Raw genomic sequence first — 24,902 nt, forward strand, 5'->3', positions numbered from 1 at the left:
AATCGTGACTGTTCAGGGTGGGCAACTGAGCAGTTCACGAGTGAAACGTGAGCAATTTCCGGACTGCGGGAAGGAACGGCCGGTCGGCGGGCAGCCAATCGAGCCCGTCGAGCTCGCCGGCGCCGACCCAACGGAGCTCGCCGTGCTCGTGCGGGACCGGCACCCCGGCCACCAGCTCGGCCGCGTAGACCCGGAGCGCATACGTTTCGTTGATCGGTACGGCGACGCCGAGCGACTCCCCGACTTCGATCCGCACACCCAGCTCCTCGGCCAGCTCCCGGGCGCCCGCGGCACGCTCCGTCTCCCCCGGCTCGACCTTGCCGCCGGGGAACTCCCAGCCGCCGTCCGGCCCGGACCGCAACGCCGCCAGCACCTTGCCGTCGCGGATCACCGCGACCCCGATCACCACCTGCCGTTCACCCACGGGCACGCACTGTGCCAGACGAACTGTCGGTGGGGCGCGAGAGGATCTGGTCGTGCCACTGCAGAACAGGGTCCTGCCGACCCAGGAGATCGTCGCCGAGCCGGGCCGTGGCCTGCTGATGGGCAACCGCGGCACCCTGCACGGCCCCGACCGCCGGCTCGGCACCACCCGCTGGCGGTCGAAGGCCTGGATCTGCTGCGTGCTCGACTGGAAGGGCGTGCGCCGCGACCCGATGCCGCCGGGCCGGTGGACCGCGCTGTTCTTCTTCGACGAGGCCGTCGCCCTCGCGGCCGGCCATCGCCCCTGCGCCTACTGCCGCCGCAGGGACTACCTCCGGTACGCCGGCGCCTGGGCCAGCGGTCGCGGTCTCGACGAGCGGCCGCGCGCCACCGCGATGGACGCACAGCTCCACCTCGAGCGCGTCGACTCGCGCACCCGGCAGCAACGCACCACGATCCAGGAGCTCGACCAACTCCCTGACGGAGCGATGATCCGGTTCGACGGCCGGCCCGCCCTCGTCCTCGACCACCACGTGCTGCCCTGGTCCTGGGAGGGGTACGGCGATCCGGTCCGGCCACCCGGGCTGCACGAGGTCGCCGTACTCACGCCACCGGCGAATCTCGTTGCACTGAAGGCCGGATTCATTCCATTACTGCACTCGACCGCGCTCGGCAACTGAGGTAAGCCTTAGTAGAAACACGCCGTACCGAAGGGTCTTCCCCTGCGCGCTCGGCGAAGGCAAAGTGTGCGCATACTGACAGCTACAAAACCATCACTGGAGTCGGCATGGGTGCTGAGTTGAACACTGGGGGCAACAGCGTTGCCGCAGTCGTCCGCGCGCTCGAGACGCTACACGCGGCCGTCGGGAAACTGAGCCAGGAGTACGGTGACACTCTCGGCATCCGCCGGTTGGTGTCGGACGTGGCCAGGCTGAACGACGACCTGGCCGAGCTAGGCCCGCCCGACCCCCGTCACAGACCCGGACCCGTTCCGGAGGAACTCGAGGAGATTCCCGACGTGGAGTATGACGCGTCCATGTGGACCGACGCGGAACACGAAGGCTTCGGCGCGCCGGACAGGCACGCCCCCTGATGGCGACTGGAGTTGACGCGCCCGGTCGCGCGCAGATCGGGCTGAAGACCGCACGAACCGACCGCTGGTGGCTGGCGCCGCTGCGGATCGGAGTGATCCTGGTCTTCTTCATCGTCTACGCGACGGTCCGGATCTTCATGAACAAGTGGTACTGGGTCGATGCATACCATTACCTCACCCCGCTGTACTCCCCCTGTATCAGCGACTCCTGTGTCGAGGGCTCCAGCCACCTGGGCACCTGGTTCCCCAAGTTCCCGGTGTTCCTGCCGCTGAGCATCATCACGTTCGCGGTGCTGGCCGGGTTCCGGGGCACCTGCTACTACTACCGCAAGGCGGGCTACCGGTCGCTGTTCTTCGCGCCGGCGGCCTGCGCGGTCCCGGAGCCGCACAAGAAGTACACCGGTGAGCGCAAGTTCCCGCTGGTCGCCCTGAACCTGCACCGCTACTTCTTCTACGGCGCGCTGGTCTTCGGTGTCCTCAACGTGTACGACGGCATCCTCGCCTTCCACGGCAAGGACGGCGGCTTCGGCATCGGCCTGGGCACCGTGATCATCTGGGTCAACCTGGTCTTCCTGTGGCTGTACACGCTGTCCTGCCACGCCTGCCGGCACATCGTCGGCGGCCGGCTGAAGAACTTCTCCAAGCACCCGTTGCGCTACCGGTACTGGACCTTCGTGTCCAAGCTGAACCCCAAGCACGGCACCTTCGCGATGACGTCGCTGTTCACCGTGATCCTGACCGACGCCTACATCATGGCGTTGTCGGCCGGCTGGTTCTCCGACCTGCGCTTCTTCAACTGATACGGACTTTCTCTGTCATGACTGAGCTCGAACGACACACCTACGACGTCGTCGTGATCGGGGCCGGCGGCGCCGGCCTGCGGGCGGCGATCGAGGCCCGCGAGCAGGGCAAGCGCACCGCGATCGTGTGCAAGTCGCTGTTCGGCAAGGCGCACACCGTGATGGCCGAGGGCGGCTGCGCGGCCGCGATGGGCAACGCGAACTCCAACGACAACTGGCAGGTCCACTACCGCGACACGATGCGCGGCGGCAAGTTCCTGAACAACTGGCGGATGGCCGAGCTGCACGCCCAGGAGGCCCCGGACCGGGTCTGGGAGCTGGAGACGTACGGCGCCCTGTTCGACCGGACCGCGGACGGCCGGATCAGCCAGCGCAACTTCGGCGGCCACACCTACCCGCGGCTGGCGCACGTCGGCGACCGCACCGGCCTGGAGCTGATCCGCACCCTGCAGCAGAAGATCGTCTCGCTGCAGCAGGAGGACTTCCGGGAGACCGGCGACTACGAGGCCAACCTCAAGGTGTACGCCGAGTGCACCGTCACCGAGCTGCTCAAGGACGGCGACGCCATCTCCGGCGCCTTCGGGTACTGGCGCGAGTCCGGCCGGTTCATCCTGTTCGACGCCCCGGCCGTGGTGCTGGCCACCGGCGGTGTCGGCAAGTCCTTCAAGGTGACCTCGAACTCGTGGGAGTACACCGGTGACGGGCACGCGCTGGCGATGCGGGCCGGCGCGACGCTGATCAACATGGAGTTCATCCAGTTCCACCCGACCGGCATGGTCTGGCCGCCGTCGGTGAAGGGCATCCTGGTCACCGAGTCGGTCCGCGGTGACGGCGGTGTGCTGAAGAACTCCGAGGGCAAGCGGTTCATGTTCGAGTACGTGCCGGACGTGTTCCGGGCGCAGTACGCGGAGACCGAGGACGAGGCGGACCGCTGGTACAAGGACCCGGACAACAACCGGCGCCCACCGGAGCTGCTGCCGCGTGACGAGGTGGCCCGGGCGATCAACTCCGAGGTGAAGGCCGGCCGCGGCACCCCGCACGGCGGCGTGTTCCTGGACGTGTCGTCGCGGCTCCCGGCCGAGGAGATCACCCGCCGGTTGCCGTCGATGCACCACCAGTTCAAGGAGCTCGCGGACGTCGACATCACCGCCGAGCCGATGGAGGTCGGCCCGACCTGCCACTACGTGATGGGTGGTGTCGAGGTCGACCCGGACACCGCGCAGTCCGTCGTACCCGGCCTGTTCGCGGCCGGTGAGGTGGCGGGCGGCATGCACGGCTCGAACCGGCTGGGCGGCAACTCGCTGTCCGACCTGCTGGTGTTCGGCCGCCGGGCCGGCATGGGCGCGGCGATGTACGTCGACTCGCTCGAGAGCCGGCCGAAGATCGCCGAGGACGACATCGACACCGCGGCGCGCGAGGCGCTGGCGCCGTTCGAGCTCGAGGGCGGCGAGAACCCGTACTCGATCCACCAGGAACTGCAGCAGTCGATGAACGACCTGGTCGGCATCATCCGCAAGGAAGAGGAGATGGAGCAGGCGCTCGGCAGGCTCGCCGAGTACCGCGGCCGGATCGCGAAGATGACGGTGGAGGGTCACCGGCAGTTCAACCCCGGCTGGCACCTGGCCCTCGACCTGCGCAACATGCTGACCGTTTCGGAGTGCGTGGCCAAGGCCGCGCTGCAGCGGCAGGAGTCGCGCGGCGGTCACACCCGCGACGACTACCCGACCATGTCGGCGGAGTGGCGCAAGAAGCTGCTGGTCTGCGGGCTGGACGCCGACGGCGGCGTGAACGTGACCGAGAAGGAGCAGGTCCCGATGCGCGACGACCTGCTCGAACTGTTCGAGCTCGACGAGCTGAAGAAGTACCTCACGGATGAGGAGCTGCCCGCCACATGAGCTACAAGGGGAAATTCCGCGTCTGGCGGGGAGATTCCGAGGGCGGTGAGCTCAAGGACTACGAGGTCGAGGTGAACGAGGGCGAGGTCGTCCTCGACGTGATCCACCGGCTGCAGGCCACGCAGGCGCCGGACCTCGCGGTCCGGTGGAACTGCAAGGCCGGCAAGTGCGGCTCCTGCAGCGCCGAGATCAACGGCATGCCGAAGCTGATGTGCATGTGCCGGATGAACACGTTCGAGGAGGACGAGGTCGTCACGGTCACCCCGATGCGCACCTTCCCGGTGATGCGGGACCTGGTCACCGACGTCTCCTACAACTACACCAAGGCGCGCGAGATCCCGGCCTTCACCCCGCCGGTGGACCTGAAGCCGGGCGAGTACCGGATGCAGCAGGTCGACGTGGAGCGCTCGCAGGAGTTCCGCAAGTGCATCGAGTGCTTCCTGTGCCAGGACACCTGTCACGTGATCCGGGACCACGAGGAGAACAAGGAGAACTTCTCCGGTCCGCGGTTCCTGATGCGGATCGCCGAGCTGGACATGCACCCGCTCGACGCCGCCGACCGCCAGCACGCGGCCCAGGAGCAGCACGGCCTGGGCTACTGCAACATCACCAAGTGCTGCACCGAGGTGTGCCCGGAGCACATCAAGATCACCGACAACGCGCTGATCCCGATGAAGGAGCGCGTCGCCGACCGCAAGTACGACCCGCTGGTCTGGCTGGGCAACAAGATCCGCCGCCGCCCGGCCTGAGTCACCCGGAAGCCCCCGGTCCCGCACCGGGGGTTTTCCGCTGCCCGGTTCAGGGACACGTCCATCGCGCGGGTGATCCGGCGCAACCCTCGCAGGATCTACTGTTCCAGGCATGGACGTGGTGATTTTCGGCCTGATCAACATCGTCATCTTCATGGTGATCTTCGTCCCGGTGGCGCAGCGGTTGCTGGGCGTCCGGTTCGGGCTGGTGCGGCTGGCGGTGGGAGCTGGGCTGACGCTGGCGCTGTTCAACCCGATCGCGCGCGGGCTGGTCGGACCGCCGCCGTTCGAGGGGTCCGGCGGGGCCGCGTTCGCGTTGCTCGCCCTGACCACGCTGTGCTCGGTGCTGTCCGGGCTGATCTTCCTGGTGCTCGCCGAGGCCATCGTCCCGACCGGATCGTTGCCCCGGGCCCGCGATCTGCGCCGCGACCTGGGCGGCCGGATCGCCCGCACCAAGCGCTACGTGCAGATCCTGCGGATCGCGATCCGGCACGGCCTCGGCCCGTACCTGCGCGGCCGTCGCCGCCCCGGCCGGGAGAACCCGGCCGGCCAGGCCGAGCTCGCCCGCTCGCTGCGGCTGGCGCTCGACGAGGCCGGCGTCACCTTCGTCAAGCTCGGCCAGGTGCTCTCCACCCGCAGCGACATCATCCCGGCGTCGGTCGCCGACGAGCTGAGTCGCCTGCAGGACCAGGTCTCCCCGGCGCCGTGGCCGGAGATCGAGTCCGTCCTCACCGAGGAGCTCGGCGCACCACTACATCAGGTGTACGCCGGCTTCGACACCGAGCCGCTCGCCGCCGCCAGTGTCGCCCAGGTCCACAAGGCCCGGCTGCCCGAGGGACACGACGTCGTGGTCAAGGTCCAGCGGCCCGGCATCGGCGCGGTCGTCGAGCGGGATCTGGACATCGTCCGGCGCCTGGCCCGGCTGCTGGAGCGGAACACCGACTGGGGCCGGGCGATGGGCGTCCGCGCACTGGCTGACGGGTTCGCCGACGCGATGCGCGAGGAGCTCGACTTCACCGTCGAGGCCGGCAACATGACCACCGTGGCGGCCGGTCAATCGGTTGCCTCGAACAACGACCTGGTCGTCCCCGAGCTGTATCCGCGAGCCTCCACCCGGCGCGTGCTCACGATGCAGCGCCTGGACGGCATCGGTCTCGGCAACGCCGCGGCGGCGATCGCCGACCGCGGCCTGGACCCGGCCCGGCTCGGCCGCACCCTGTTCGACTGCCTGCTCGGCCAGGTCGCGATCGACGGCGTCTTCCACGCCGACCCACACCCCGGCAACTTCCTGCTGCTGGCCGACGGCCGGATCGGCATGCTCGACCTCGGCTCGGTCGGCCGGCTCGACCCGGCCACCCGCGAGGCGCTGCAGCGGTTCCTGCTCGCGATCGACCACGGCGACCCGGTCGCCGCGACCGACGCCCTGCTGGAGATCGTCTACCGCCCGGACGTGATCGACGAGCGCAGCCTCGAACGCGCCGTCGGCCAGTTCATGACCCGGCACCTCGCCGCCGGGGTGGCGTTGGGGCCGGCGATGTTCAACGACCTGTTCAAGATCATCACGTCGCACGATCTCGGCGTACCTCCGGAGGTGGCCGCGGTGTTCCGTGCGCTGGCGACCATCGAGGGCACGATCTCGCGCATCTCCCCCGGCTTCGACCTGGTGGCCGCGTCGCGCCAGTTCGCCGCGGCGCATGTGACCGACCGCCTGGCCCCGGACGCGTTGCGCCGTACGGCGACCGAGGAGCTCGCCACGTTGTTGCCGATGTTGCGGCGACTGCCGCGCCGGATCGACCGGATCGCCGCTGCGGCCGAGAGTGGACGCCTCGGGCTGAACGTCCGGTTATTCGCCGACGACCGGGACCGCCGGCACATGACCACGCTGCTGCATCAGGTGCTGCTCGCCGTCCTCGGGGCGACCGCCGGGCTGATGGCGGTGCTGCTGCTCGGCACGCCGGGCGGCCCGAAGATCACCGAGACGATCACGCTGTACCAGCTGTTCGCCTACAACCTGCTGGTGATCTGCGTGGTCCTGGTGCTGCGCGTCCTGGTACTCGTCTTCCGCCTGCCGGACAGCAGTCGGTCCTGACTTCGAGTGTCTTCGAACTTCGAGGATGCGTGCGGGTCGAGTGCGCCGGGTGGATTCGGACTAGAGTGTGGCGCATGGCTGAACTGCTGACCGATGACCAGATCGACGCTGCGATCCGCGACCACCTGCCGCTGTGGAAGTTCGCGGACAACGCGCTGGTCCGCAGCATCAAGCGGGAGACGTTCCTGGACGGCATCCGCCTGGTCGCGACGGTCGCCCAGCTGGCCGAGTCGATGAACCACCACCCGGACATCGACATCCGCTGGACCACCATCACCTTCAAGCTCAGCACCCACGACGCCGGCGGCATCACCGAGAACGACCTCGTCCTCGCCCGCCACATCGACACCGCCGCCGGCTGACTCAACCGGCCGGCTGGCGCACTCCCAGCAGGTTGCCGTCGGGGTCGCGGACGTACGCGAGCCGCCCGACCCCGGGAAGCTGCTGCGGGTCACTCGCAACCGCCCCACCGCCGTCGGCCACCGCGCGCAGCGTGGCGTCGAGGTCCTCGACCAGAATCCACGGGATCGCAGGCTGCTGCTGGTACTCCCGCGTCATGATCGCGCCGTCGATCCCGTCGCCGGGCCCGGTCGACGCGACCAGGTAGTCGCCGACGAACGGCGACGCCTCCGTCGTCCAGCCGAAAGCCGTTGCGTAGAACGCCGCCGCCCGATCCAGGTCGGTCGCGGTCAGCTCGACATGGATGATCCGTCCCACCATGCACTCCCTTGGTGTCCGAGGTTCTGTGCCCTCAGCTTGTCCCGCTCAGCCCCCGGCGTCTTGGACAGATCTCTCATGCATCAGTGCGGCGATCCCGTTCTCCACGTCCCGGAACGACGACGCGCTGACCCCGGTGTACCGCTTGAAGTCCCGCGCCGCGTGCGCCTGGTCGTAGTACCCGTGCAGCGCTGCCAGCGTCGCGGCGGCATCGGACGGCCCACCGAGCAGCCCACCGACGAAGTGAAAGAACCGCACGATCTCACTGAACCTCTTCGGACCGACTCCGGTCAGCGCACCGAACACGCGATGCAGGGTCGAGTACGACGTACCGAGCTCGGCCGCCAGCGTCGCCACTGCCAGACCTCCGCGGCTCTCGTCGATCAGCTGAACAGTCCGATCGACCAGATCGGTACGCAACGGACGCAGTTGCGGTTGCAGGAAGGCCGCCAGCTCGGCCGCCCGCGCCGCACCGAACTCCTGTTGCCGTAGCGCCCGCATCAGGCTGTCCGTCGTACCAGGACCGAGCCAGCTGTCCAGTGACACCACGTCGTCGACCAACCCGCCGTGAATGCCGAGTGCCGCGACTCCCCAGGGTTTGAGCTCCACCCCGGCGTAGCTCGACGGGCCCGACTGCGTCAGGACGTGCGGCCTGGTCATGATCCCGAACAGGGAGCCGTCGTTCACCCACTGCGCGCCGCTCACCGGATCGTGCCGCCGCCCGGGTTCTGCCAACGCAACCGCAAGGGCCGGGCGGCCGTTCGGGATCAGGATCTCCCGTTGAACCTCGCTGGATCCGGCAGCCTCGACCATCCAGTAGTGCTCGACGACGTCACGCTGCTCGTCGGGTGGAGGAACGCGGAGGTAGGCGACCACTGGTTCACGATATGGCCGCTTCACGTCATGTCGTGGGTCCGCCACCGTCAGTGGTGGCTCTGAAGCTCTGTGCCCCATCGCTGGCCTTCAGCCCGGCGGATCCGAAAATCCTCTACCTGGGTCTGGCCGAGGAGCGGTAAGTCTCTGACTGGCCGGTATCGGATACCGTTGGCGAGTGACGACTGCCGAGGAGTACCGCCTGCTGGGGTTCAGCGACGAGGACCGCGCGGCCGCGGAGGCCTTCCAGGCGGACCCCGCCGTGGTGAAGGACCTGGCCGACCAGCTGCGGGCGGAGCTCGGCAAGCTCGGCGCCGAACCGCAGCTGCGGATGCCCGAGGACCCGCGCAACTCGGTGCAGGCGTTCCTGGAGACGCTGCCGGACATCCGGCGCTACCACGCCGAGCGCGGGATCCCGGACGACATCAGCTGGGCCTCGCTGGCCGACCTCGGGCAGCAGCTCAAGGTGCATCGCCGTACCTTCGGCGAGTACGGCCTGGAGACGCACTGGTGGATGACGATCCACTGGACCGGCCAGCTCTACGCGCTCGGCCGACTGCAGTACCTGCTGCACCAGGTGCCGGCCGACAAGCCGGTGCCTGGGACCGAGCCGGGTGAGTGGATCATCGGTGTGCACATCCCGGAGATCGGGCCGCTGACCCCCGAGCTCGTCGACGACAGCTTCGCGCAGGCCCGGGAGTTCTTCCCGCGCTACTTCCCGGAGTACCCGGTGCGGACGGCGAACCTGTGGTCCTGGCTGATCGACCCGTACCTGCTCGACAACCTGCCGCCGGAGTCGAACATGGTCCGGTTCGGCCGCCGCTTCACGCCGTACGGCGAAGCGAACGACAGCCAGGACGGCGCGATCTTCTTCACCTTCCGCACTCACGGCCTCGACAAGCTGGACGAGCTGCCGCAGGACACCACGCTGCAGCGGCTGGTGGTCGGGCGGATCAAGTCCGGCGGGACCTGGCAGAGCGCGTACGGGTACCTGCGGCTCTAGGTCGACCGCGGTACGCCGTAATTCGTCAGCCAGCTCGCCAGCTCGATGTTGCTGACGCGGCGGACATCGGGCTGCTTGCAGGTCTCCTGGACGAAGCTGGTGAGGGCGTCGGAGTACACGCTGTTGTTCCAGCGGTTGAAGTGGTTGCCGAGGAACAGCGGCGGGTTCCCGTTGGCGCGGGATTTCGCGAGCGCCTGGCGATAGGTGGCGAGCACCTGTGCCTTCAGCACTGGCGCCTGCGCGACCGGCACGGTGCGTGCGCCGGTCTGGGTGAACCACAGGTTGTAGTCCATCGTCAGCGTCTGCTTGCCCGCCGGACCTCGTCGGCCAGGCGAGGTAGCCGGGCTCGGAGGCGTCGTACAGCATGCCGCGCTGTGCCATCGCCTGCCGGTACGCCGGCCGGTTGCCCTCGAGACACGGCGTACGCATGCCCTTGACCGTGGCCGGGTCGAACGGAGCCTTCTGCGGACCGGTCCGCACCATGTGGTCGAACGCCTGGAGCTCTGTTCCGGGCGTCGACCTGCTTGGCTACGGCTCGCCAGCGGGCCCACAGCGCGAGGTCGCCGGCGCCGTCGAACGAGACGACCACGAGCAGCGGCGGCTTCCCGTTCGCCAGCCGCGCCGGGAAGGTCCTGGTCACCGGTGCAGCTGCTACTGCTTGGGCGCCGGTTTGGATGGCTTGGGCGCACCCGACGGCCAGCGCCGCCACGATCGCAGCGGCGCCGAGGAGGTTCGCCCCAGGCCTCACCACGTCTCTACTGACGCATACCGGACCAGTCAGGTTGGTCAGTGACACGCCATTGCAGCAAAGTCGGGACAGACGTGTCATGCAGCCAAACGGCGCACGCTCTCCACCAGTTCGGCCTCGCTGGCAGCGGCCGCGAAGTTCAGCCGCAGGTACGCGCCCGGCGGCTCGGCAGCGAAGTGCCGAGCACCGGCACCGACAACCACTCGACGCGCCGATGCCTCCGCCTGCAGCCGCAGCTCATCGTCGGCCGAGGGCAACCGCACCCAGAGATGCAGTCCGCCCGTCGGCAGCCGGTCCACGGTCCACCCGGGCAGCAGCTCACCGAGGGCGGTGGCCAGGGCGCGGCAGCGATGCCGCAGCTCAGGTGCCAACGAGCGAAGGTGCCGATCCCAGCCGGACGAGCCGAGTAGCTCCACCGCAGCCTCCTGCAGTGGCCGAGCAACGAAGAAGTCGTCGACGTGCCGACTTGCACGCAGTCGCTCCGCTACCGGCCCGCGCGCGATCAGCGCACCGATCCGGAAGCTGGGCGCAGTCAGCTTGGTCAACGAGGTCAGGTACACCACCGTGCCCTGCGCATCGTCAGTCAGCAGCGGCCGCGGCGCACTGGTCCCGTGGCTGAGCAGCCGGGAGGCATCGTCCTCGATCACGAAGGCATTCGCCGCCCGGGCGATGTCCAGGACCTGCACCCGCCGCTCAACGGTGAGCTCCGCGCCGGTGGGATTGTGGTGTGCCGGTTGACAGTAGAAGACCCGTGCACCGGTCTGCTCGAACGCCTCGGCGAGCAGATCGGGCCGGACGCCGTCCGCGTCGACGGGCACCGGAACCGGCCGCAACCCAGCGCTCCGAGCCGCCGCGAGGGCCCCGTGGTACGTCGGTGACTCGACCAGAACCGGGCTGCCCGGAGCAGCCAGCGCCCGGAACGCGATCGACAACGCGTTCTGCCCGCCTGCAGTGATCAGGACGTCCTCAGGCATCGCGTCCACCGAGGCCGCGAACAGCGACCGCAGCGGGGCGAGGCCGCTGATCGGCGCCCGGTCCCACGCATCGGGCCGCCGAGCCGCCCGCACCAGCGCCGCCGTCATCGCCTTGCCGGGCTGAAGCGACCGATGCAGGTACCCGCCGTCCAGCATCACCGCCCCTACCACCGGTACGCCGAGATCGTCGGCAACCGACCTGGTGTCGATGGTGCGATCGGCCAGCGCGAGGGACTGCCAGCCCAGATCGGCCGGTTTCGCGGCCTGGCGGCGTGGAGCGACGTACGTGCCACTGCCTGGACGCGCCACCACCAGGCCCTCGGCGACCAGCCGCGAGATCGCCCGGGACACCGTGCCCGGACCAACCTCGTGCTGAGCCATCAGCTCGCGACTGGCCGGCAACCGATCCCCCGGGCGCAGGCCGGCGACCGTGCGGCGCAGCTCACCAACCAACGCGCCGACCGAAGTGGTACTGTCATTCATGAGAGCCAACAATAGCGCTACTGCTTCCTTGGAAGAATTGCTACTGGACTCGCTTCGGGCCGACACCCCGGGCGTCGAGCACGTCGTCCACTTCAACAACGCCGGCTGCGGTCTGCTCCCCCGGTCTGTTCTCGCCGCAGTCCAGAGCCATCTCGAGCTCGAGGCCACGATCGGCGGCTACGAGGCCGCTGCGCAGCGGTCCGATGCCGTCCGCGGCTTCTACACCGAGGTCGCGGCACTGCTGAACACCGCTCCGAGCAACATCGCCTTCGCCAGTAGCGCAACCCACGCCTACTCGACCGCCTTGTCCGCCATCGACTTCGCACCGGGCGACGTCATCCTGACCACCCGGAACGACTTCGTCTCGAACCAGATCGCGTTCCTGTCCCTGCGGCGCCGGCGCGGCGTCGAGGTGATCCACGCCCCGGACCTGCCGGAGGGCGGCGTCGACGTGGCCGCGATGGCCGACCTGATGCGCAGACACCGGCCGCGGCTGGTCGCCGCCACTCACGTGCCGACGAACTCCGGGCTGGTCCAGCCGGTGGCAGAGATCGGCAAGCACTGCCGCGAGCTCGGCCTGCTGTACCTGGTCGACGCGTGCCAGTCGGTCGGTCAGCTGCCCATCGACGTACAGGAGATCGGTTGCGACTTCCTCACGGCGACACCGCGCAAGTTCCTGCGGGGACCGCGCGGGACCGGCTTCCTTTACGTGTCCGACCGAGTCCTGCGCGCGGGCCACGAGCCGCAGTACATCGACATGTACGGCGCGCAGTGGAGCGGACCCGACAGCTACCAGGCTGTGGAGACCGCGGCTCGCTTCGAGGACTGGGAGTTCCCGTACGCCGCGCTGCTCGGGTGTGCCGAGGCGGTCCGATACGCACGGCAGGTCGGGATCGAGGCCGGTGGCAGCCGGGCCCGACGGCTGGCGGCCGTGCTTCGGGAGCAGCTCACACCGTTGCCAGGCGTGGCTGTGCTCGACCAGGGACCGGACCCGGCGGCGTTGGTGACGTTCACCATCGCCGGCTGGGAGAGCGCGCCGTTCAAGGCGGAGCTGGACCGGCGGCGGATCAACTCGGCGCTGAGCTTCCGCGAGTTCGCGCAGTACGACTTCGGGGACAAGGACGTCCAGTGGTGCCTGCGGTTGTCGCCGCACTACTACAACACCGAGGCGGAGGTGGAGCTGGTCGCCGCCGCGGTGGCCGAGTTGGCTACTCGGCGATGACCTTGGCCGCGCGGCGCCGGACGGCGATCCGGCGGGAGGTCTCGATCACCAGGCCGATCAGGAACGCCAGGCTCAGGCTGAACGCGAGCGCCTTCAGCGAGTCGTGCGCGAACGCGTCACCGCCGAGGTAGCCGAGCAGAGCGACGTACGTGTAGGCGATGGTGACGCCGGCGAAGGTGAAGACGAAGAACTTCTTGAACGAGTACCGGGTGGCGCCGGCGGCCAGCGTGGCGACCATGCGCGCGCCGGGGACGTAGCGGACCGTCATGAGGATCAGTCCGCCGCGGGAGTGCAACGCGGCGGACGCCTTGTCGTAGACGGCTTGTCGGCGCTCCTGGCGCTTCATCCAGCGATGCAGGGCGGGGCCGGAGCCGCGACCCATGAAGTAGCAGACGGTCTCGCCGATGACCGAGCCGAGCATCGCCAGCACGATCACGAGCAGCAGGTTCTGGTGTCCCGCGGCGGCGGCCATGCCGGCCGTGACCACCAGACCCTCGCTCGGGATCACCGGGAAGACCGCGTCGATCGCGGCCGCCAGAAACAGCACGAGCAGCAGCCAATGCGAGGCCATTGCGACACTGAGCAGCTGTCGCGCTGCCTCCATCAACTCCGTCACCCGGCCAAGGATGCCATCCGCAGGCAAACCGGCCACAATCCCATCGATGTGATTCAGCGGGCGTTCACCGGTTGTTCAGCGTGTCCACGAGCTCGGTGCGGGAGTGGATGCCGAGCTTCGTGTAGACCTTGCGCAGGTGGTACTCGACGGTCTTCGGGCTGAGGAACAACCGGGCCGCCACCTCGCGGATGCTTTGGCCGTCGGCGAGCAGCAGTGCGATCTGCCGCTCCTGAGGGGTCAGCTCATCCGCCGTACTCGGCACGCGCCGCCGTGCGGTCTCGCCGGTTGCCTTCAGCTCCATCGCCGCTTGATCGGCCCACCCGGCGGCTCCGAGCTGATCAAACGCTTCAACGGCTGCTCGTAGCTGCGTCCGGGCGTCCACGCGTCGCCGCGCTCGCCGCAGCCACGCGCCGTACGCCAGCTGGGTCCTGGCCCGCTCGAACACGTCCAGCGTCTCCGCATGCCACCTCAGCGCCCGCTCGAACGCCTCCTCGCTCTCGTCCACCACTCCCCGCACCCGCGCCGCCCGCGCCAACGACCACGGCTGCCCTTTGGCCTCCGCCTGTACGACGTACTCCCCAGCCAACGCCTTTGCCTCGTCGGACCGCCCCAACCGCAGGTACGCCTCCACCAGCTCGGGTGCCGGCGACAGATCCGGGTCCTTGAGCCCGTTGGACGCCAGTACGTCGACCAGCCGCTCGTACTGCGGTAGCGCCGCGACCGGATCGCCACGACCCAGCTCGTAGTCGCCCAGCGCGAACAACGACCACACCGTCCCCAGGTGGATCTCCCGCTCAGTGCAGATGCGCAGCGCCTCCGCCGCAAGCTCCTGGCACTCTGCACGGCCCTGATGCGCCGCCAGCCAGGCGTGGCCGGCCAGATTCATCGCCAGCTCCGTCGTCTGCCCGATCTCCCGAGCCAGCCGGACGCCTTCGTCGTACGACGCGACAGCGTCGGCCCACCGGTCCGTCGTGGCGTCGTCACGGGCCAGCACGAACAGCAGACCCGGCAGCGCGCCCAGCGCGACCTGGTCCCGGCGCTCGAGCATCGCCTGCTGCAGCAAGGCCCTGCCGGTGTCGCTCTCCCGCAGGAACAGCGGCGCGATCGCCATCCACACCTGCCGCCGCCGGTCGCGGTCGAGCTCGTCGGACGGAGCCAGGTCGACGGCTTGGCGGATCTGGTCGGTTCCGCCTTGCCCGGCCAGGATCTTGGCGACGCCGCTGGCCAGCATGCCGATGATGCGTGGCCCCTGGCGCTCGACAGCGGGCAGAAGACGGTCGATCTCCTCCGAAGCGGCCAACGCCGACGCCGTGTCGCAGATCCGGAAGCACGCACTGACCGCATCGGCCAACAGCACGGTTGCCGTGACCTCGTCATCGCTCTCTGCCGCAGCCGCGACCAGGATGTCCCGTGCGCGTGCAGGCGAACCGCACTTGACCGCTATGTCGCCGCGGACCTCCTGCGCACGCAGCTTGGTCATCGGCGGTGGCTTCAACGCCAGCACTTCGTCCAGCAACGCATCCGCCCAGTCCGGCAGCCCCGCGGACCACGCGGCCTCACCTGCAGCGACCAGTCTGGACGCCCGGTCGGTCAGTACGTCGCTCAGCCGAGCCGAGCGCTCGTAGGCAGTGGCCGCGACCGAGTGCGCGCCACGCCCTGCTGCATGTTCGGCGGCAACCTCGAGCCGGGACGCCACGCTGTCATCGAAGCCGAGCACAGTCTCGGACAGATGCCACGCCCGCCTGTCCTCGTCCTGCGTCGCCCCCGCGACCGCCCGATGCACAGTACGGCGCTCTGCCGCGTCAGCACTCGTGTAGATCGCCGACCGGACCAGTGGATGGCGGAACTCGACCCGACCATCGCGAATGGCCACCAGAGCAGCGGTCTCCGCCTCAGCGAGCGCTACGATGTCGACTCCCAGCTCCTTGCACGCTCTGGCCACCACACCCAGCTCACCATCGTCGACAGCCGCGGTGAGCAGCGCAGTGCGAGCCGCTGGACTCAGGCGGTTTGCCCTTGTAGCAAAGGCCTCCGCAAGCAAGGTCGGCACAGGCACAGGCACACCGGGAGGCAGCCGACGCAGATCGTCAGGCTCGCCGGCCAACTCCAGCAGTGCCAGCGGGTTACCGGCCACTGTCTTGTGCAGCTGGGCCACCAGGTCGACCGGCAGGCCGTGCACGAGCTGCTGTGCGGCCTCCAGCGGCACGCCACCGAGAGGAAGGGTCGGCAGGTCGGCCTCTGCTAGCGGGTGTGGCTCGTTCTGCCGGGCGGCGATCAGCAACATGATCGGATCGGCAAGCAGCCGTCGCGCGGCGAACAGCAGGGCTTCCGCCGACGGACGGTCGAGCAGGTGCGCGTCGTCGACGATCACGGCGACCGGTGCCTGCTCGGCGTACCGACAGATCAGGCTGAGCGTCGCAGCACCGACCGCGAACCGGTCTGGAGTGCTGTCTCCAGGACTGAGCGCCAGCGCAGCAGCGAGCGCCGCTTGCTGCGGACGCGGGATGCGGTCGAGGTCTGTCAGTGCGGGACGGAGGAGTTGGTGGAGAGCTCCGAAGGGCATGCCGTGCTCGGCTTCGGTGCCACGGGCGCGGAGCAGGCGAAGGCCATTGGTCAAACCGGCGGCCTCATCGAGGAGTGCGGTCTTGCCGATGCCCGGCTCACCGGTGACCAGCAGCACGCCAGCTGCCCCCACCCGGGCCCCCGCGACCAGCTGCTCGATCGCCCGGCGTTCGGCCTCCCGCCCGATCAGCATGCCCCAGTCTGCACCAGGTGGGGCACCTGATGCGACGGGCGAGCAGCCCTGCCTAGGTTCGCCGTACTGACCTAGCAAGGGGGCGGAAACATGACTGTCGCAATCGACGGCGAGAAGCTGATGGGGCTGGTCTACCAGGCCGTGGACGAGGTAGGGGCGACGCTGAACGCGGCGCTGGTGGTGATGGGCGACCGGCTCGGTTACTACCAGGCACTCGCCGATCACGGGCCGGCGACACCGGGAGAGCTGGCCGAGCGAACCGACACCGACGAGCACTACACGCGTGAGTGGCTGAACGCGCAGGCCGCAGGGGGCTACGTCGAGTACGACCCGAGCACCGGGCACTACACACTGCCGCCGGAGCAGACCGTGGCGCTGACGGATCCGAGCAGCCCGGCGTACCTGCCCGGCTTCTTCCAGATCGCGCTGGGCACCGTGCAGCACACCACGCAGACGATCGAGGCGGCCCGTAGCGGTGCAGGGATCGGCTGGCACGAGCACACGTCGGACGTGCATGTCGGGTGCGAGCGGTTCTTCCGGCCGTCGTACAACGCGAATCTGCTCACCAGTTGGCTGCCTGCGCTCGAAGGCGTGGTGGACAAGCTGGAGCGGGGCGGGAAGGTAGCGGACATCGGCTGCGGCCACGGGTCCTCGACGATCCTGATGGCGCAGGCGTTCCCGCGGTCCGAGTTCGTCGGCTCGGACTACCACCAGGAGTCGATCGAGACGGCCCGGCTGCGGTCGGCCGAGGCCGGTCTGCGGATCAGCTTCGAGGCTGCACCGGCGGACGGCTTCAGCGGGTCCGGGTACGACCTGGTGACGACGTTCGACGCGCTGCACGACATGGGCGACCCGGTTGGCGCGGCCCGCCACGTGCGGGAGGCGCTCGCACCGGACGGCACCTGGATGGTGGTGGAGCCGATGGCCGGCGACAAGGTGGAGGACAACCTCAACCCGGTCGGCCGCGCGTACTACGGCTTCTCGACCCTGCTGTGCACTCCTGGATCCCTCTCCCAGCCGGTCGGACTCGCACTGGGCACCCAGGCCGGTCCGGCACGCATCCGGGACGTCACGACGGCGGCCGGGTTCACCAGGTTCCGCACGGTCGCGCAGACGCCGTTCAACCTGGTGTACGAGGTACGGCCCTGAGACATTGAGGGCAAAGGGGGCAGAGCGATGACTCAGAGACCTGCGCTGACACCTGATCTGCAGGGGACGGTGGAGCGTGACGGGATGACGATCGGCTACGCCGTGCACGGCACGGAGGGACCGGCAGTCTTGCTGTTGCCGACGTGGTCGATCGTGCCGTCCCGCATGTGGAAGGCGCAGGTCCCTTATCTGTCCCGGCGCTACCGGGTGATCACCTTCGACGGACGCGGCTCCGGGCAGTCCGACCGACCGGTGGGCCCGGACGCGTACAACGACTCCCAGTTCGTCGCGGACGCACTCGCCGTACTGGATGCGACCGAGACCGAGTCCTGCGTGCTGGTGGGGTTCTCCCGGGGCTGTCCTTGGGCATTGCAGCTGGCCCTGGAGCAGCCGGAGCGCGTGCTGGGGATCGTGTGCATCGGTCCGGCGACCAGGCTGGCGCCGAAGCTGGAGGAGCGGACGCAGTGGACGTTCCACCAGCGCCACGAGAGCACTGAGGGCTGGGCGAAGTACAACCGGTACCACTGGCTCGAGGGCGGGTACGACGACTTCCTCGAGTACTTCTTCGCGCAGCTGTTCAACGAGCCGCACTCCACCAAGCAGATCGAGGACTGCATCGGTTGGGGAGGGGAGATCGGCCCCGAGCGGCTGGTGGACACCGAGCTTGCCCGGGAGGTCCACCAGCCGCCGGAGCTGCTCACCAAGGTGACCTGCCCGGTGCTGGTGATCCACGGGGAGCAGGACGCCATCCGGCCGCACCTCGAGGGTGTGATGCTGGCCGAGGCGACCGGCGGCTCACTGGTGACGGTCGAGGGCGGTGGCCACGCGCCACACGCCCGCGACCCGGTCATGGTCAACCGGCTGCTGCGCGACTTCATCGACCGCGTTGCGCCACGACCAGTACGGCGTACCTGGGTCCGGGCGATGAGTCGGCCGAAGCGCGCGCTCTACCTGTCGTCGCCGATCGGACTCGGCCATGCCCGCAGGGACCTGGCGATCGCACAGGAACTGCGCACGCACCACCCGGACCTGCAGATCGACTGGCTGGCACAGCACCCGGTGACCCGGGTGCTCGACGACGCTGGCGAGACCGTCCACCCGGCGTCGTCGTACCTGTGCAACGAGTCCACGCACATCGAGTACGACGCCGGCGAGCACGACCTGCACGCGTTCCAGACGATCCGGCGGATGGACGAGGTCCTGGTCGCGAACTTCCTCACCTTCGCCGACGTCGTGGCCGAGCGCCCGTACGACCTGGTGATCGGGGACGAAGCGTGGGAGGTGGACTACTTCCTGCACGAGAACCCGGAGCTGAAGCGGTTCGCGTACGCCTGGATGACGGACTTCGTCGGCTGGCTGCCGATGCCGGACGGCGGCGACCGCGAGGCCCGGCTGACCGCGGACTACAACGCCGAGATGATCGAGCACCGGGCCCGGTTCGGCCGGGTGCGGGACCGGTCGGTGTTCGTCGGCGACCCGGACGACATCGTCGACGCCTCGTTCGGGCCGGGGCTGCCCGGGATCCGCGAGTGGACCGAACGCAACTTCGACTTCGCCGGCTACGTCACCGGGTTCGTCCCCGAACGAGTCGACCGGACGACGCTCGGCTATCCCGCGGACGGTCTGCTCTGCGTGGTGACGGTCGGCGGATCCGGGGTCGGATCCTCGTTGCTTCACCGCGTGCTCGACGCGATCCCGGCGGCGCGACGTCTGGTGCCCGAACTGAACTTCGTGGTCGTCACCGGCCCACGGATCGACCCCAACAGCCTCCCGTCGATCCCAGGCGCGACGCTGCGCGGCTACCTACCGGACCTGCACCGGCACCTGGCCGCCGCGGACCTCGCCATCACCCAGGGCGGCCTCACCACCTGCATGGAGCTCACCGCCGCCCGCGTGCCGTTCATCTACGTCCCACTCCAGCACCACTTCGAGCAGAACTTCCACGTAGCCGCCCGCCTGGACCGCTACAACGCCGGCCACCGCCTCACCTACGCCGAGGCGTCCGACCCGACCCACCTGGCCGAGACCATCGCCAAGGCCCTCAACACCGAACCCGACTACCGTCCGGTCGAGTCCGACGGCGCCGCCCGAGCCGCGCGCCTACTCGCCGACCTGCTCTGAGCGCTTGACAGACATTTAACCACCTCACGCTGCCGGCGATGACCAAGCACGTCGGCGTGCTCGTCGACGCCGGGCTGGTGACCCGGCGGAAGGTCGGCCGGACGGTCGTGTGCAGGATCCGGCCGGAGGCGTTCGGCGAGGTCCAGGAGTGGCTCGGCGACCTCACGACGTACTGGAACGGCACGGTCGACCGGCTCGAGGAACTGCTGCGAGGAGGCGGGGATGGGACCTGACATCCGGATCGAACGGGTGCTTCCGGCAACCATTCGGAGGGTGTACGACGCCTGGACCGGGTGGAGCTGCTCACGCAGTGGTACTGCCCGAACCCGGACCTGGAACTGAAGGTCCAGTCCGACGTGCAGGTCGGCGGGGAGTACGTGGTGGAGATGGGGCAGCACGTCGTCCGTGGCACCTATCTCGAGGTGGAACCGCCGTACCGGCTCGCCTTCAGCTGGAATCGCCTGGGCTGGGAGCCCGAGCTCGACCGGCTGGCTGGGCTGTTGAGCGCTCAGCAGGTACGGTGACGCGCTCGCCTGGCGGACGCCACCGTAATCGGCTCGCGTGTGCGGGTCACAGTTGGTTAGCGTGGGTGCGTACGCCTGACGGTTTGAAGGAGACGGTATGAGCGACAAGTCCAGCGAGCCGGCGGACGATCTGCAGAAGAAGTTCCGTGAAGCGCTCGAGAAGAAGAACGCCCACCACAACGCGCACCCGGGCTCCGGGTCGCGGCGTGAGGGTGTCGGCGAGGCGCACAACGACAAGCAGAGGCGCCAGTTCCGGCGCAAGTCCGGCAGCTGATCCCGCCAGCTGTCCATCCATCCGCCTGAGCCCCGGGTCACCGCCCGGGGCTCGACTCATTCCGGGGCAGCTGTCTCACCCTGCCGAAAACCCCCGGTGCCCTGGTGCCGGCGCTGTTAGGTTCGAGCCGACGAAAGGGGAACTTCGTGGTGGTCAGCGGTGAGGCGATGCTCGGAATCGCACTGGTCGAGCTCGGCCTGGTGCTCACTCCCGGGCCGAACATGATCTACCTGGTGTCGCGATCAGTCGCCCAGGGCCGCCGCGCCGGGCTGATCTCCCTGGCGGGCGTCGGCGTCGGCTTCACGGTCTACCTGCTCGCCGCGAGCGCGGGGCTGGCGACGCTGTTCGCGCTCGTCCCCGAGATCTACCTGACGCTGAAGCTCGCGGGCGCGGCGTACCTGTTGTGGCTCGCCTGGAACGCGTTCCGCCCCGGCGGGAGCTCGGCCTTCGCGACCCAGGAGCTGGAGCCCGACCGGCCGCGGAGGCTGTTCGGGATGGGCCTGCTCACCTGCCTGCTGAACCCGAAGATCGCGATCCTCTACATCTCGCTGCTGCCCCAGTTCGTCGACCCGTCGCGCGGCCACCTCGGCACCCAGAGCATGATCCTCGGCCTGGTCCAGACCGCCGTCGGCGTCGCCGTGAACGCGATCTTCGTGATCACTGCCGGCGCGGTCGCCGTCTTCCTGTCCCGCCGCCCGACCTGGATGCGCATCCACCGCTACCTCACCGGCACCGCCCTCGCCTTCTTCGCCATCCGCCTGGTCACCGACCGCGCCCGCCCCCTCGCCACCCACTGATCGACCAAATGGGCGTGCCGATGCATCCTGGACAGTTGGACGTGACGCCTGATCTGGTGGCTCGGCTTGTCCGGTCCCAGTTCCCGGTGTGGAGCGAGCTGCCGGTCAGGCCGGTGCGGTCGCATGGGACGGTGAATGCGCTGTTCCGGATCGGCGACGGGCTGGTCGCGCGGTTCCCGATCCAGCCGGGTGACGCGGCCGCGACCCGGAAGGACCTCGAGGAGGAAGCCGAGGCCGCACGCCGGCTGCACGCGATCTCGCCGTACCCGACTCCGGAGCCCGTCGAGCTGGGCGAGCCCGGCGAGGGGCACCCGTTGCCGTGGGCCGTCCACACCTGGCTCCCGGGAACGATCGCGTACGACGCCGACGTCGCCGGCTCGATCGGGTTCGCCGAGGATCTGGCCACGTTCGTGCATGCGCTGCGCGCAGTACCGACCGAGGGGCGCGTGTTCACCGGCTCGTGGCGGGGCGGCGTACTGACGACTCACGACGACGACGTCGCCGAGGGGCTGGAGCGCAGCCGCGGGATGATCGACGTCGACGCGCTCGGGCGGCTCTGGGCCGACCTGCGGACGACGCCGCGCACCGAGCCGGACGTGTGGGCGCACCGCGACCTGATGCCCGGCAACCTGCTCGCGTCCGACGACCGGCTGGCCGGAGTCATCGACGTCGGCACGTTTACCGTCGCGGATCCGGCCATCGACCTCGCCCCGGCCTGGAACCTGCTGGACACCGACGCCCGGTCGGCGTTCCGATCGGCGCTCGGCAGCAACGACGACGAGTGGCGCCGCGGCATGGGCTGGTCGTTCGCCCAGGCCATCGGATGCCTCTGGTACTACGTGGAGACCAACCCGGTGATGTCCCGCACCGCCCACCACACGCTGACGGCCCTGCTCATCGCCGCGAACTGACGAACACGAACTCCTTGCCGGGCCGGTCCGGCGCCTCCCGTACGTCGTCGACCGCGAACCCGGCCGCCTTCAGCGAGTCCTCCACCTCCGACCGCTCGCGGAACCACAAGGTCGAGTCCGACGTCAGCACCGCGCCGTCCGCCCCGAACACGAAGGTGCCGCGGAACGACACGTACGGCGGCTTCACCTCGACGAGGTCGGTCCAGTGCTCGACCTGGCCAACGCCGGGAATGTCCGTCACGCCGTACGTCTGCTCGCGGGTCCACTCCTCCCACCCCCGCCGCGCGGGATCCCGCGTCTCGAACACGAACCGCCCGCCCGGCCGTAGCGCTTGGTGTATCCCGCGCAGGGTCGCCGCCCAGGCCTCGTCGGTGAGGAACACCTGCGCGACGTTCCCCGTCATCACCGCCAGGTCCGCCTCGAGCGGCGGCAGCGTGGTCGCGTCACCGTGGATCCACCGCACCCGGTCGGCGAACTCCTTGCCCTTGGCAACCTCAAGGGACGCCTCGGCCGGGTCGACTCCTACCACCTCGACGCCGAGTCGCGCCAGCCAGCAGGCCAGTTCGCCGGTCCCGCAGCCGACATCCAGCACCCGCCGCGCGCCGAACTCGTCCACCATCGCGACGTAGTGCTCCAGATCCCCGCGATCCGGATCCAGCGCGTCGTAGATCCGAGCCAACCGGGGCACCCCGAAAATCGCATCGACCATCCCCCGACCCTAGGCCGGAGCCCAGGGCCGGGGCGACGCATTTTCAGGGCGCAGCGGCTGTGTGGAGCAGCTGTCCCAGCGACTGACAGGTCATCGGGCGGGCCAGGAGATCGGTCGACTCGCGTTCGGCGAAGTGCGCGCGGTCGGGGTCGGCGGGGTCGATGGCTTCGCAGATCGTGTTGTAGGTCCAGTTCAGCCAACTGGTCACCGCGGTGGCGAACGAGGCCATGGTGAGGTCCGGCCAACGGCCGGCGGTGTGAAGGTAGCCGTCGCGGAAGGCCGAGACGGCGTTGGGGTTGAGCGCCGGACGGAAGGTCCAGTGGGTGAGAGCCCAGGCGACTTCGAGCTCCGGCGTGAGCGAGCCGGCGAAGTCCCACTCGGTGACGACCAGTTCGTCCTTGTGGCTCAGGCGGACGTGCTCGGGGTTCAGGACCTGGTTGCAGAGGATCAGGTCCCCTTCGATGTCCGCCGGGATCGTCTGCAGTTCCCGGAACGTCGGGAGGAGCTCGGCGAGCCGCCCGGCCCAAGGCTTGCCGACCGCGCGAGCGCGGTCGAGCAGTTCCTTCCACTCGGCGTCCGGACGGCGCCAGGTGACGTACGGGTGCGGGGGCGTGTCACTGGGGATGGCCAGCGAGTGCAGAGTGCCGAAGATCTCGCCGACCCCGCGGGCCACGGCGGCAGGCGTCGGGCTCACCGGTGACGGACCGACCTCGATCCACTCGTGAACCCGCCAGTTGTCGCCTTGCACGCTCTCGATCAGCCGGCCTTCGGGACTGCGTACCGGAGTCGGCGCGGTGATCCCGGCGGCCACCGCCGCATCGCGAAGTTTGGACCCCAGCTCGGCCTGATCGGCCGTGATCCACGGGTAGACGGTGACTGCCAACCATCGCCCTCGGTCCGTGCTGATCGACCAGCACCGCCCCATCAAACTGAACGAAACCGCCGCTGCTTCTCCGGTGACCCGGCCAAGCCCGAACGCGCTTGCCAACGCCTCAGCCAGCCCATCAGGTACGACGGGAGCCTGGGCGGCCCGCCGTTCGGCCTCGGCCTTCAACTCGGTCCAGTCACGGAGCCCGTACTCGACCGCCAACGTCCGCTGTGCCTGCGCCAGAGACGCGCTCGGATCCGACTCCCGCAGCGCGACCAGCAGATCCTTCGCCTGCTTCCGCAGAAACCCCAGACTCGGGCTGTCCGGCAAATGTCTCATGACAGATCCTCCCGGACCCGGACTCGCACAGGCCCCAAGAGAAGACCACCCTCCAGGGTGGCTTCCAGCCTTCCGGCGAGTCTCGACGCGGCCCCAACCACGCCCCCCGGACGCTACCCGACCCCACCCCACAGGTCCACCCACCACGGACGGCCGAACCGGAACTCCACCACGTCGCCGCCCACCTCGACGGTCAGGCCGTCCTCGATCCCTCAACGGTCTACAGTCAGGCCGTCCTCGATCCACCGACGGTCTACAGTCAGGCCGTGCTCGATCCCTCGACGGTCTTCGACGGCTCCGCCCCCTTCGCCGAACCGGTCACGGACGACGTCCTGCGGGCGGTCGAGGCTCAACTCGGGCACCGACTGCCCGCCGCCTACGTGGCTTTGGCCCGTCGACACAATGGCGGTTTCCTCGCCCGCAACGCCCACCCTGCGCCCAGCCGGACCACCTGGGCCGAGGACCATGTCGGCGTGGTCTCGCTGGCCGCCATCGGTCGAACGGCAAACTTCAGTCTGTGCGGTGAGGCGGGGAGTGCGTTCTGGGTCGCGGAATGGGGCTACCCCGATCTCGGAATCTACATCGCCGACTGCCCCTCGGCGGGCCACGACATGGTCGCCCTCGATTACCGCACACCAGGCGAGCCGGCCGTCGTGCACGTCGATCAGGAATGGGATTACCGGATCACGCTCCTCGCGCCCAACTTCGAGACCTTCGTAGCCGGCCTCGTCGACGAGACCCACTACGACAACCAAGAACCCTGACCCGCG

At 69.2% G+C, this 24,902-nt stretch carries 27 protein-coding genes; 17 read left to right on the top strand and 10 right to left on the bottom strand.

All coding sequences use genetic code 11. From position 1 onward, the window contains the following. Positions 1-34: 34 nt before the first annotated feature. On the bottom strand, positions 35-424 hold the full coding sequence (locus AB0H36_RS21455) for a (deoxy)nucleoside triphosphate pyrophosphohydrolase (RefSeq protein WP_360525858.1): 390 nt from the start codon (positions 422-424) through the stop codon (positions 35-37). Positions 425-476: 52 nt separating this feature from the next. Here AB0H36_RS21455 and AB0H36_RS21460 point away from each other — a divergent pair, with 52 nt between their 5' ends. From AB0H36_RS21460 to AB0H36_RS21490, 7 genes are all read left to right on the top strand, one after another. Continuing rightward, positions 477-1,103 (top strand): hypothetical protein, encoded by a 627-nt coding sequence (locus AB0H36_RS21460; protein WP_360525861.1) that lies wholly within the window; start codon positions 477-479, stop codon positions 1,101-1,103. Positions 1,104-1,210: 107 nt separating this feature from the next. After that, positions 1,211-1,516, top strand: coding sequence for a hypothetical protein (locus tag AB0H36_RS21465; protein WP_360525864.1), 306 nt, complete (start codon positions 1,211-1,213; stop codon positions 1,514-1,516). After that, positions 1,516-2,316 (top strand): hypothetical protein, encoded by an 801-nt coding sequence (locus tag AB0H36_RS21470; protein ID WP_360525867.1) that lies wholly within the window; start codon positions 1,516-1,518, stop codon positions 2,314-2,316. Before AB0H36_RS21465 ends, AB0H36_RS21470 begins: the two co-directional genes overlap by 1 nt. 17 nt (positions 2,317-2,333) lie before the next feature. Next, on the top strand, positions 2,334-4,211 hold the full coding sequence (locus AB0H36_RS21475; protein ID WP_360525870.1) for a fumarate reductase/succinate dehydrogenase flavoprotein subunit: 1,878 nt from the start codon (positions 2,334-2,336) through the stop codon (positions 4,209-4,211). Continuing rightward, a complete protein-coding gene (locus AB0H36_RS21480) occupies positions 4,208-4,960 on the top strand; it encodes a succinate dehydrogenase/fumarate reductase iron-sulfur subunit (protein ID WP_360525873.1) in 753 nt (250 codons plus the stop codon). The genes AB0H36_RS21475 and AB0H36_RS21480 overlap by 4 nt, the downstream gene beginning before the upstream one ends. Before the next feature lie 112 nt (positions 4,961-5,072). After that, a complete protein-coding gene (locus tag AB0H36_RS21485; protein WP_360525876.1) occupies positions 5,073-7,049 on the top strand; it encodes an AarF/UbiB family protein in 1,977 nt (658 codons plus the stop codon). Between the two features lie 74 nt (positions 7,050-7,123). Next, complete coding sequence (locus AB0H36_RS21490; protein WP_360525879.1) at positions 7,124-7,411, top strand: 4a-hydroxytetrahydrobiopterin dehydratase; 288 nt, start codon at positions 7,124-7,126, stop codon at positions 7,409-7,411. Position 7,412: 1 nt separating this feature from the next. Here the strand turns inward: AB0H36_RS21490 and AB0H36_RS21495 are convergent, their stop codons facing one another. Both AB0H36_RS21495 and AB0H36_RS21500 read right to left on the bottom strand, forming a co-directional pair. After that, the gene (locus AB0H36_RS21495) at positions 7,413-7,766 is read right to left on the bottom strand and encodes a VOC family protein (RefSeq protein WP_360525882.1); all 354 of its coding nucleotides are present in this window, start codon (positions 7,764-7,766) and stop codon (positions 7,413-7,415) included. A 48-nt stretch (positions 7,767-7,814) separates the two neighbouring features. Continuing rightward, a complete protein-coding gene (locus AB0H36_RS21500; RefSeq protein WP_360525885.1) occupies positions 7,815-8,642 on the bottom strand; it encodes an AraC family transcriptional regulator in 828 nt (275 codons plus the stop codon). A gap of 175 nt (positions 8,643-8,817) precedes the next feature. Here AB0H36_RS21500 and AB0H36_RS21505 point away from each other — a divergent pair, with 175 nt between their 5' ends. Then, the gene (locus tag AB0H36_RS21505; protein ID WP_360525888.1) at positions 8,818-9,642 is read left to right on the top strand and encodes an acyltransferase domain-containing protein; all 825 of its coding nucleotides are present in this window, start codon (positions 8,818-8,820) and stop codon (positions 9,640-9,642) included. Here AB0H36_RS21505 and AB0H36_RS21510 read toward each other — a convergent pair. The 3 genes from AB0H36_RS21510 to AB0H36_RS21520 all read right to left on the bottom strand — a co-directional run bounded on the left by AB0H36_RS21510 (position 9,639) and on the right by AB0H36_RS21520 (position 11,847). Further along, the gene (locus AB0H36_RS21510; RefSeq protein ID WP_360525891.1) at positions 9,639-9,935 is read right to left on the bottom strand and encodes a hypothetical protein; all 297 of its coding nucleotides are present in this window, start codon (positions 9,933-9,935) and stop codon (positions 9,639-9,641) included. The genes AB0H36_RS21505 and AB0H36_RS21510 overlap by 4 nt on opposite strands. Positions 9,936-9,937: 2 nt before the next feature. Then, positions 9,938-10,393 (bottom strand): hypothetical protein, encoded by a 456-nt coding sequence (locus tag AB0H36_RS21515; protein ID WP_360525894.1) that lies wholly within the window; start codon positions 10,391-10,393, stop codon positions 9,938-9,940. A 74-nt stretch (positions 10,394-10,467) separates the two neighbouring features. Continuing rightward, positions 10,468-11,847 carry a PLP-dependent aminotransferase family protein gene (locus AB0H36_RS21520; protein WP_360525897.1) on the bottom strand — a complete coding sequence of 460 codons (1,380 nt, stop codon included), beginning with the start codon at positions 11,845-11,847 and terminating at the stop codon, positions 10,468-10,470. On the opposite strand from AB0H36_RS21520, the gene AB0H36_RS21525 reads away from it, so the two are divergent. Next, positions 11,846-13,069 carry an aminotransferase class V-fold PLP-dependent enzyme gene (locus AB0H36_RS21525; RefSeq protein ID WP_360525900.1) on the top strand — a complete coding sequence of 408 codons (1,224 nt, stop codon included), beginning with the start codon at positions 11,846-11,848 and terminating at the stop codon, positions 13,067-13,069. The genes AB0H36_RS21520 and AB0H36_RS21525 overlap by 2 nt on opposite strands. On the opposite strand, the gene AB0H36_RS21530 is transcribed toward AB0H36_RS21525, so the two are convergent. Further along, a complete protein-coding gene (locus AB0H36_RS21530) occupies positions 13,056-13,685 on the bottom strand; it encodes a DedA family protein (protein ID WP_360525903.1) in 630 nt (209 codons plus the stop codon). The genes AB0H36_RS21525 and AB0H36_RS21530 overlap by 14 nt on opposite strands. 64 nt (positions 13,686-13,749) lie before the next feature. Further along, the gene (locus AB0H36_RS21535; protein WP_360525906.1) at positions 13,750-16,440 is read right to left on the bottom strand and encodes a LuxR C-terminal-related transcriptional regulator; all 2,691 of its coding nucleotides are present in this window, start codon (positions 16,438-16,440) and stop codon (positions 13,750-13,752) included. A 90-nt stretch (positions 16,441-16,530) separates the two neighbouring features. On the opposite strand from AB0H36_RS21535, the gene AB0H36_RS21540 reads away from it, so the two are divergent. From AB0H36_RS21540 to AB0H36_RS21570, 7 genes are all read left to right on the top strand, one after another. Then, entirely contained in the window at positions 16,531-17,589 is a 1,059-nt protein-coding gene (locus tag AB0H36_RS21540; protein WP_360525909.1) for a class I SAM-dependent methyltransferase, read from the top strand. 27 nt (positions 17,590-17,616) lie between these two features. After that, positions 17,617-19,710 (top strand): alpha/beta fold hydrolase, encoded by a 2,094-nt coding sequence (locus AB0H36_RS21545; RefSeq protein WP_360525912.1) that lies wholly within the window; start codon positions 17,617-17,619, stop codon positions 19,708-19,710. 38 nt (positions 19,711-19,748) lie between these two features. Beyond that, complete coding sequence (locus AB0H36_RS21550; RefSeq protein WP_360525915.1) at positions 19,749-19,943, top strand: hypothetical protein; 195 nt, start codon at positions 19,749-19,751, stop codon at positions 19,941-19,943. A gap of 60 nt (positions 19,944-20,003) precedes the next feature. After that, positions 20,004-20,234, top strand: coding sequence for an SRPBCC domain-containing protein (locus AB0H36_RS21555; protein ID WP_360525918.1), 231 nt, complete (start codon positions 20,004-20,006; stop codon positions 20,232-20,234). A gap of 97 nt (positions 20,235-20,331) precedes the next feature. Further along, positions 20,332-20,508, top strand: coding sequence for a DUF5302 domain-containing protein (locus AB0H36_RS21560; protein WP_360525921.1), 177 nt, complete (start codon positions 20,332-20,334; stop codon positions 20,506-20,508). A gap of 146 nt (positions 20,509-20,654) precedes the next feature. After that, positions 20,655-21,305: a LysE family translocator gene (locus tag AB0H36_RS21565; RefSeq protein ID WP_360525923.1), complete on the top strand. Its 651-nt coding sequence runs from the start codon at positions 20,655-20,657 to the stop codon at positions 21,303-21,305. 41 nt (positions 21,306-21,346) lie between these two features. Then, positions 21,347-22,216, top strand: coding sequence for an aminoglycoside phosphotransferase family protein (locus AB0H36_RS21570; RefSeq protein WP_360526118.1), 870 nt, complete (start codon positions 21,347-21,349; stop codon positions 22,214-22,216). Here AB0H36_RS21570 and AB0H36_RS21575 read toward each other — a convergent pair. Together AB0H36_RS21575 and AB0H36_RS21580 are read right to left on the bottom strand one after the other, a co-directional pair. Next, positions 22,200-22,925 (bottom strand): methyltransferase domain-containing protein, encoded by a 726-nt coding sequence (locus AB0H36_RS21575; RefSeq protein WP_360525926.1) that lies wholly within the window; start codon positions 22,923-22,925, stop codon positions 22,200-22,202. The two genes, AB0H36_RS21570 and AB0H36_RS21575, sit on opposite strands and share 17 nt — an antisense overlap. Before the next feature lie 43 nt (positions 22,926-22,968). Continuing rightward, a complete protein-coding gene (locus AB0H36_RS21580) occupies positions 22,969-24,132 on the bottom strand; it encodes a phosphotransferase (RefSeq protein WP_360525929.1) in 1,164 nt (387 codons plus the stop codon). A gap of 266 nt (positions 24,133-24,398) precedes the next feature. On the opposite strand from AB0H36_RS21580, the gene AB0H36_RS21585 reads away from it, so the two are divergent. Then, positions 24,399-24,896: an SMI1/KNR4 family protein gene (locus AB0H36_RS21585; RefSeq protein WP_360525932.1), complete on the top strand. Its 498-nt coding sequence runs from the start codon at positions 24,399-24,401 to the stop codon at positions 24,894-24,896. The last annotated feature ends 6 nt before the right edge of the window (positions 24,897-24,902 follow it).

The organism is Kribbella sp. NPDC050820, assembly GCF_040653975.1.
GTDB lineage: Bacteria > Actinomycetota > Actinomycetes > Propionibacteriales > Kribbellaceae > Kribbella.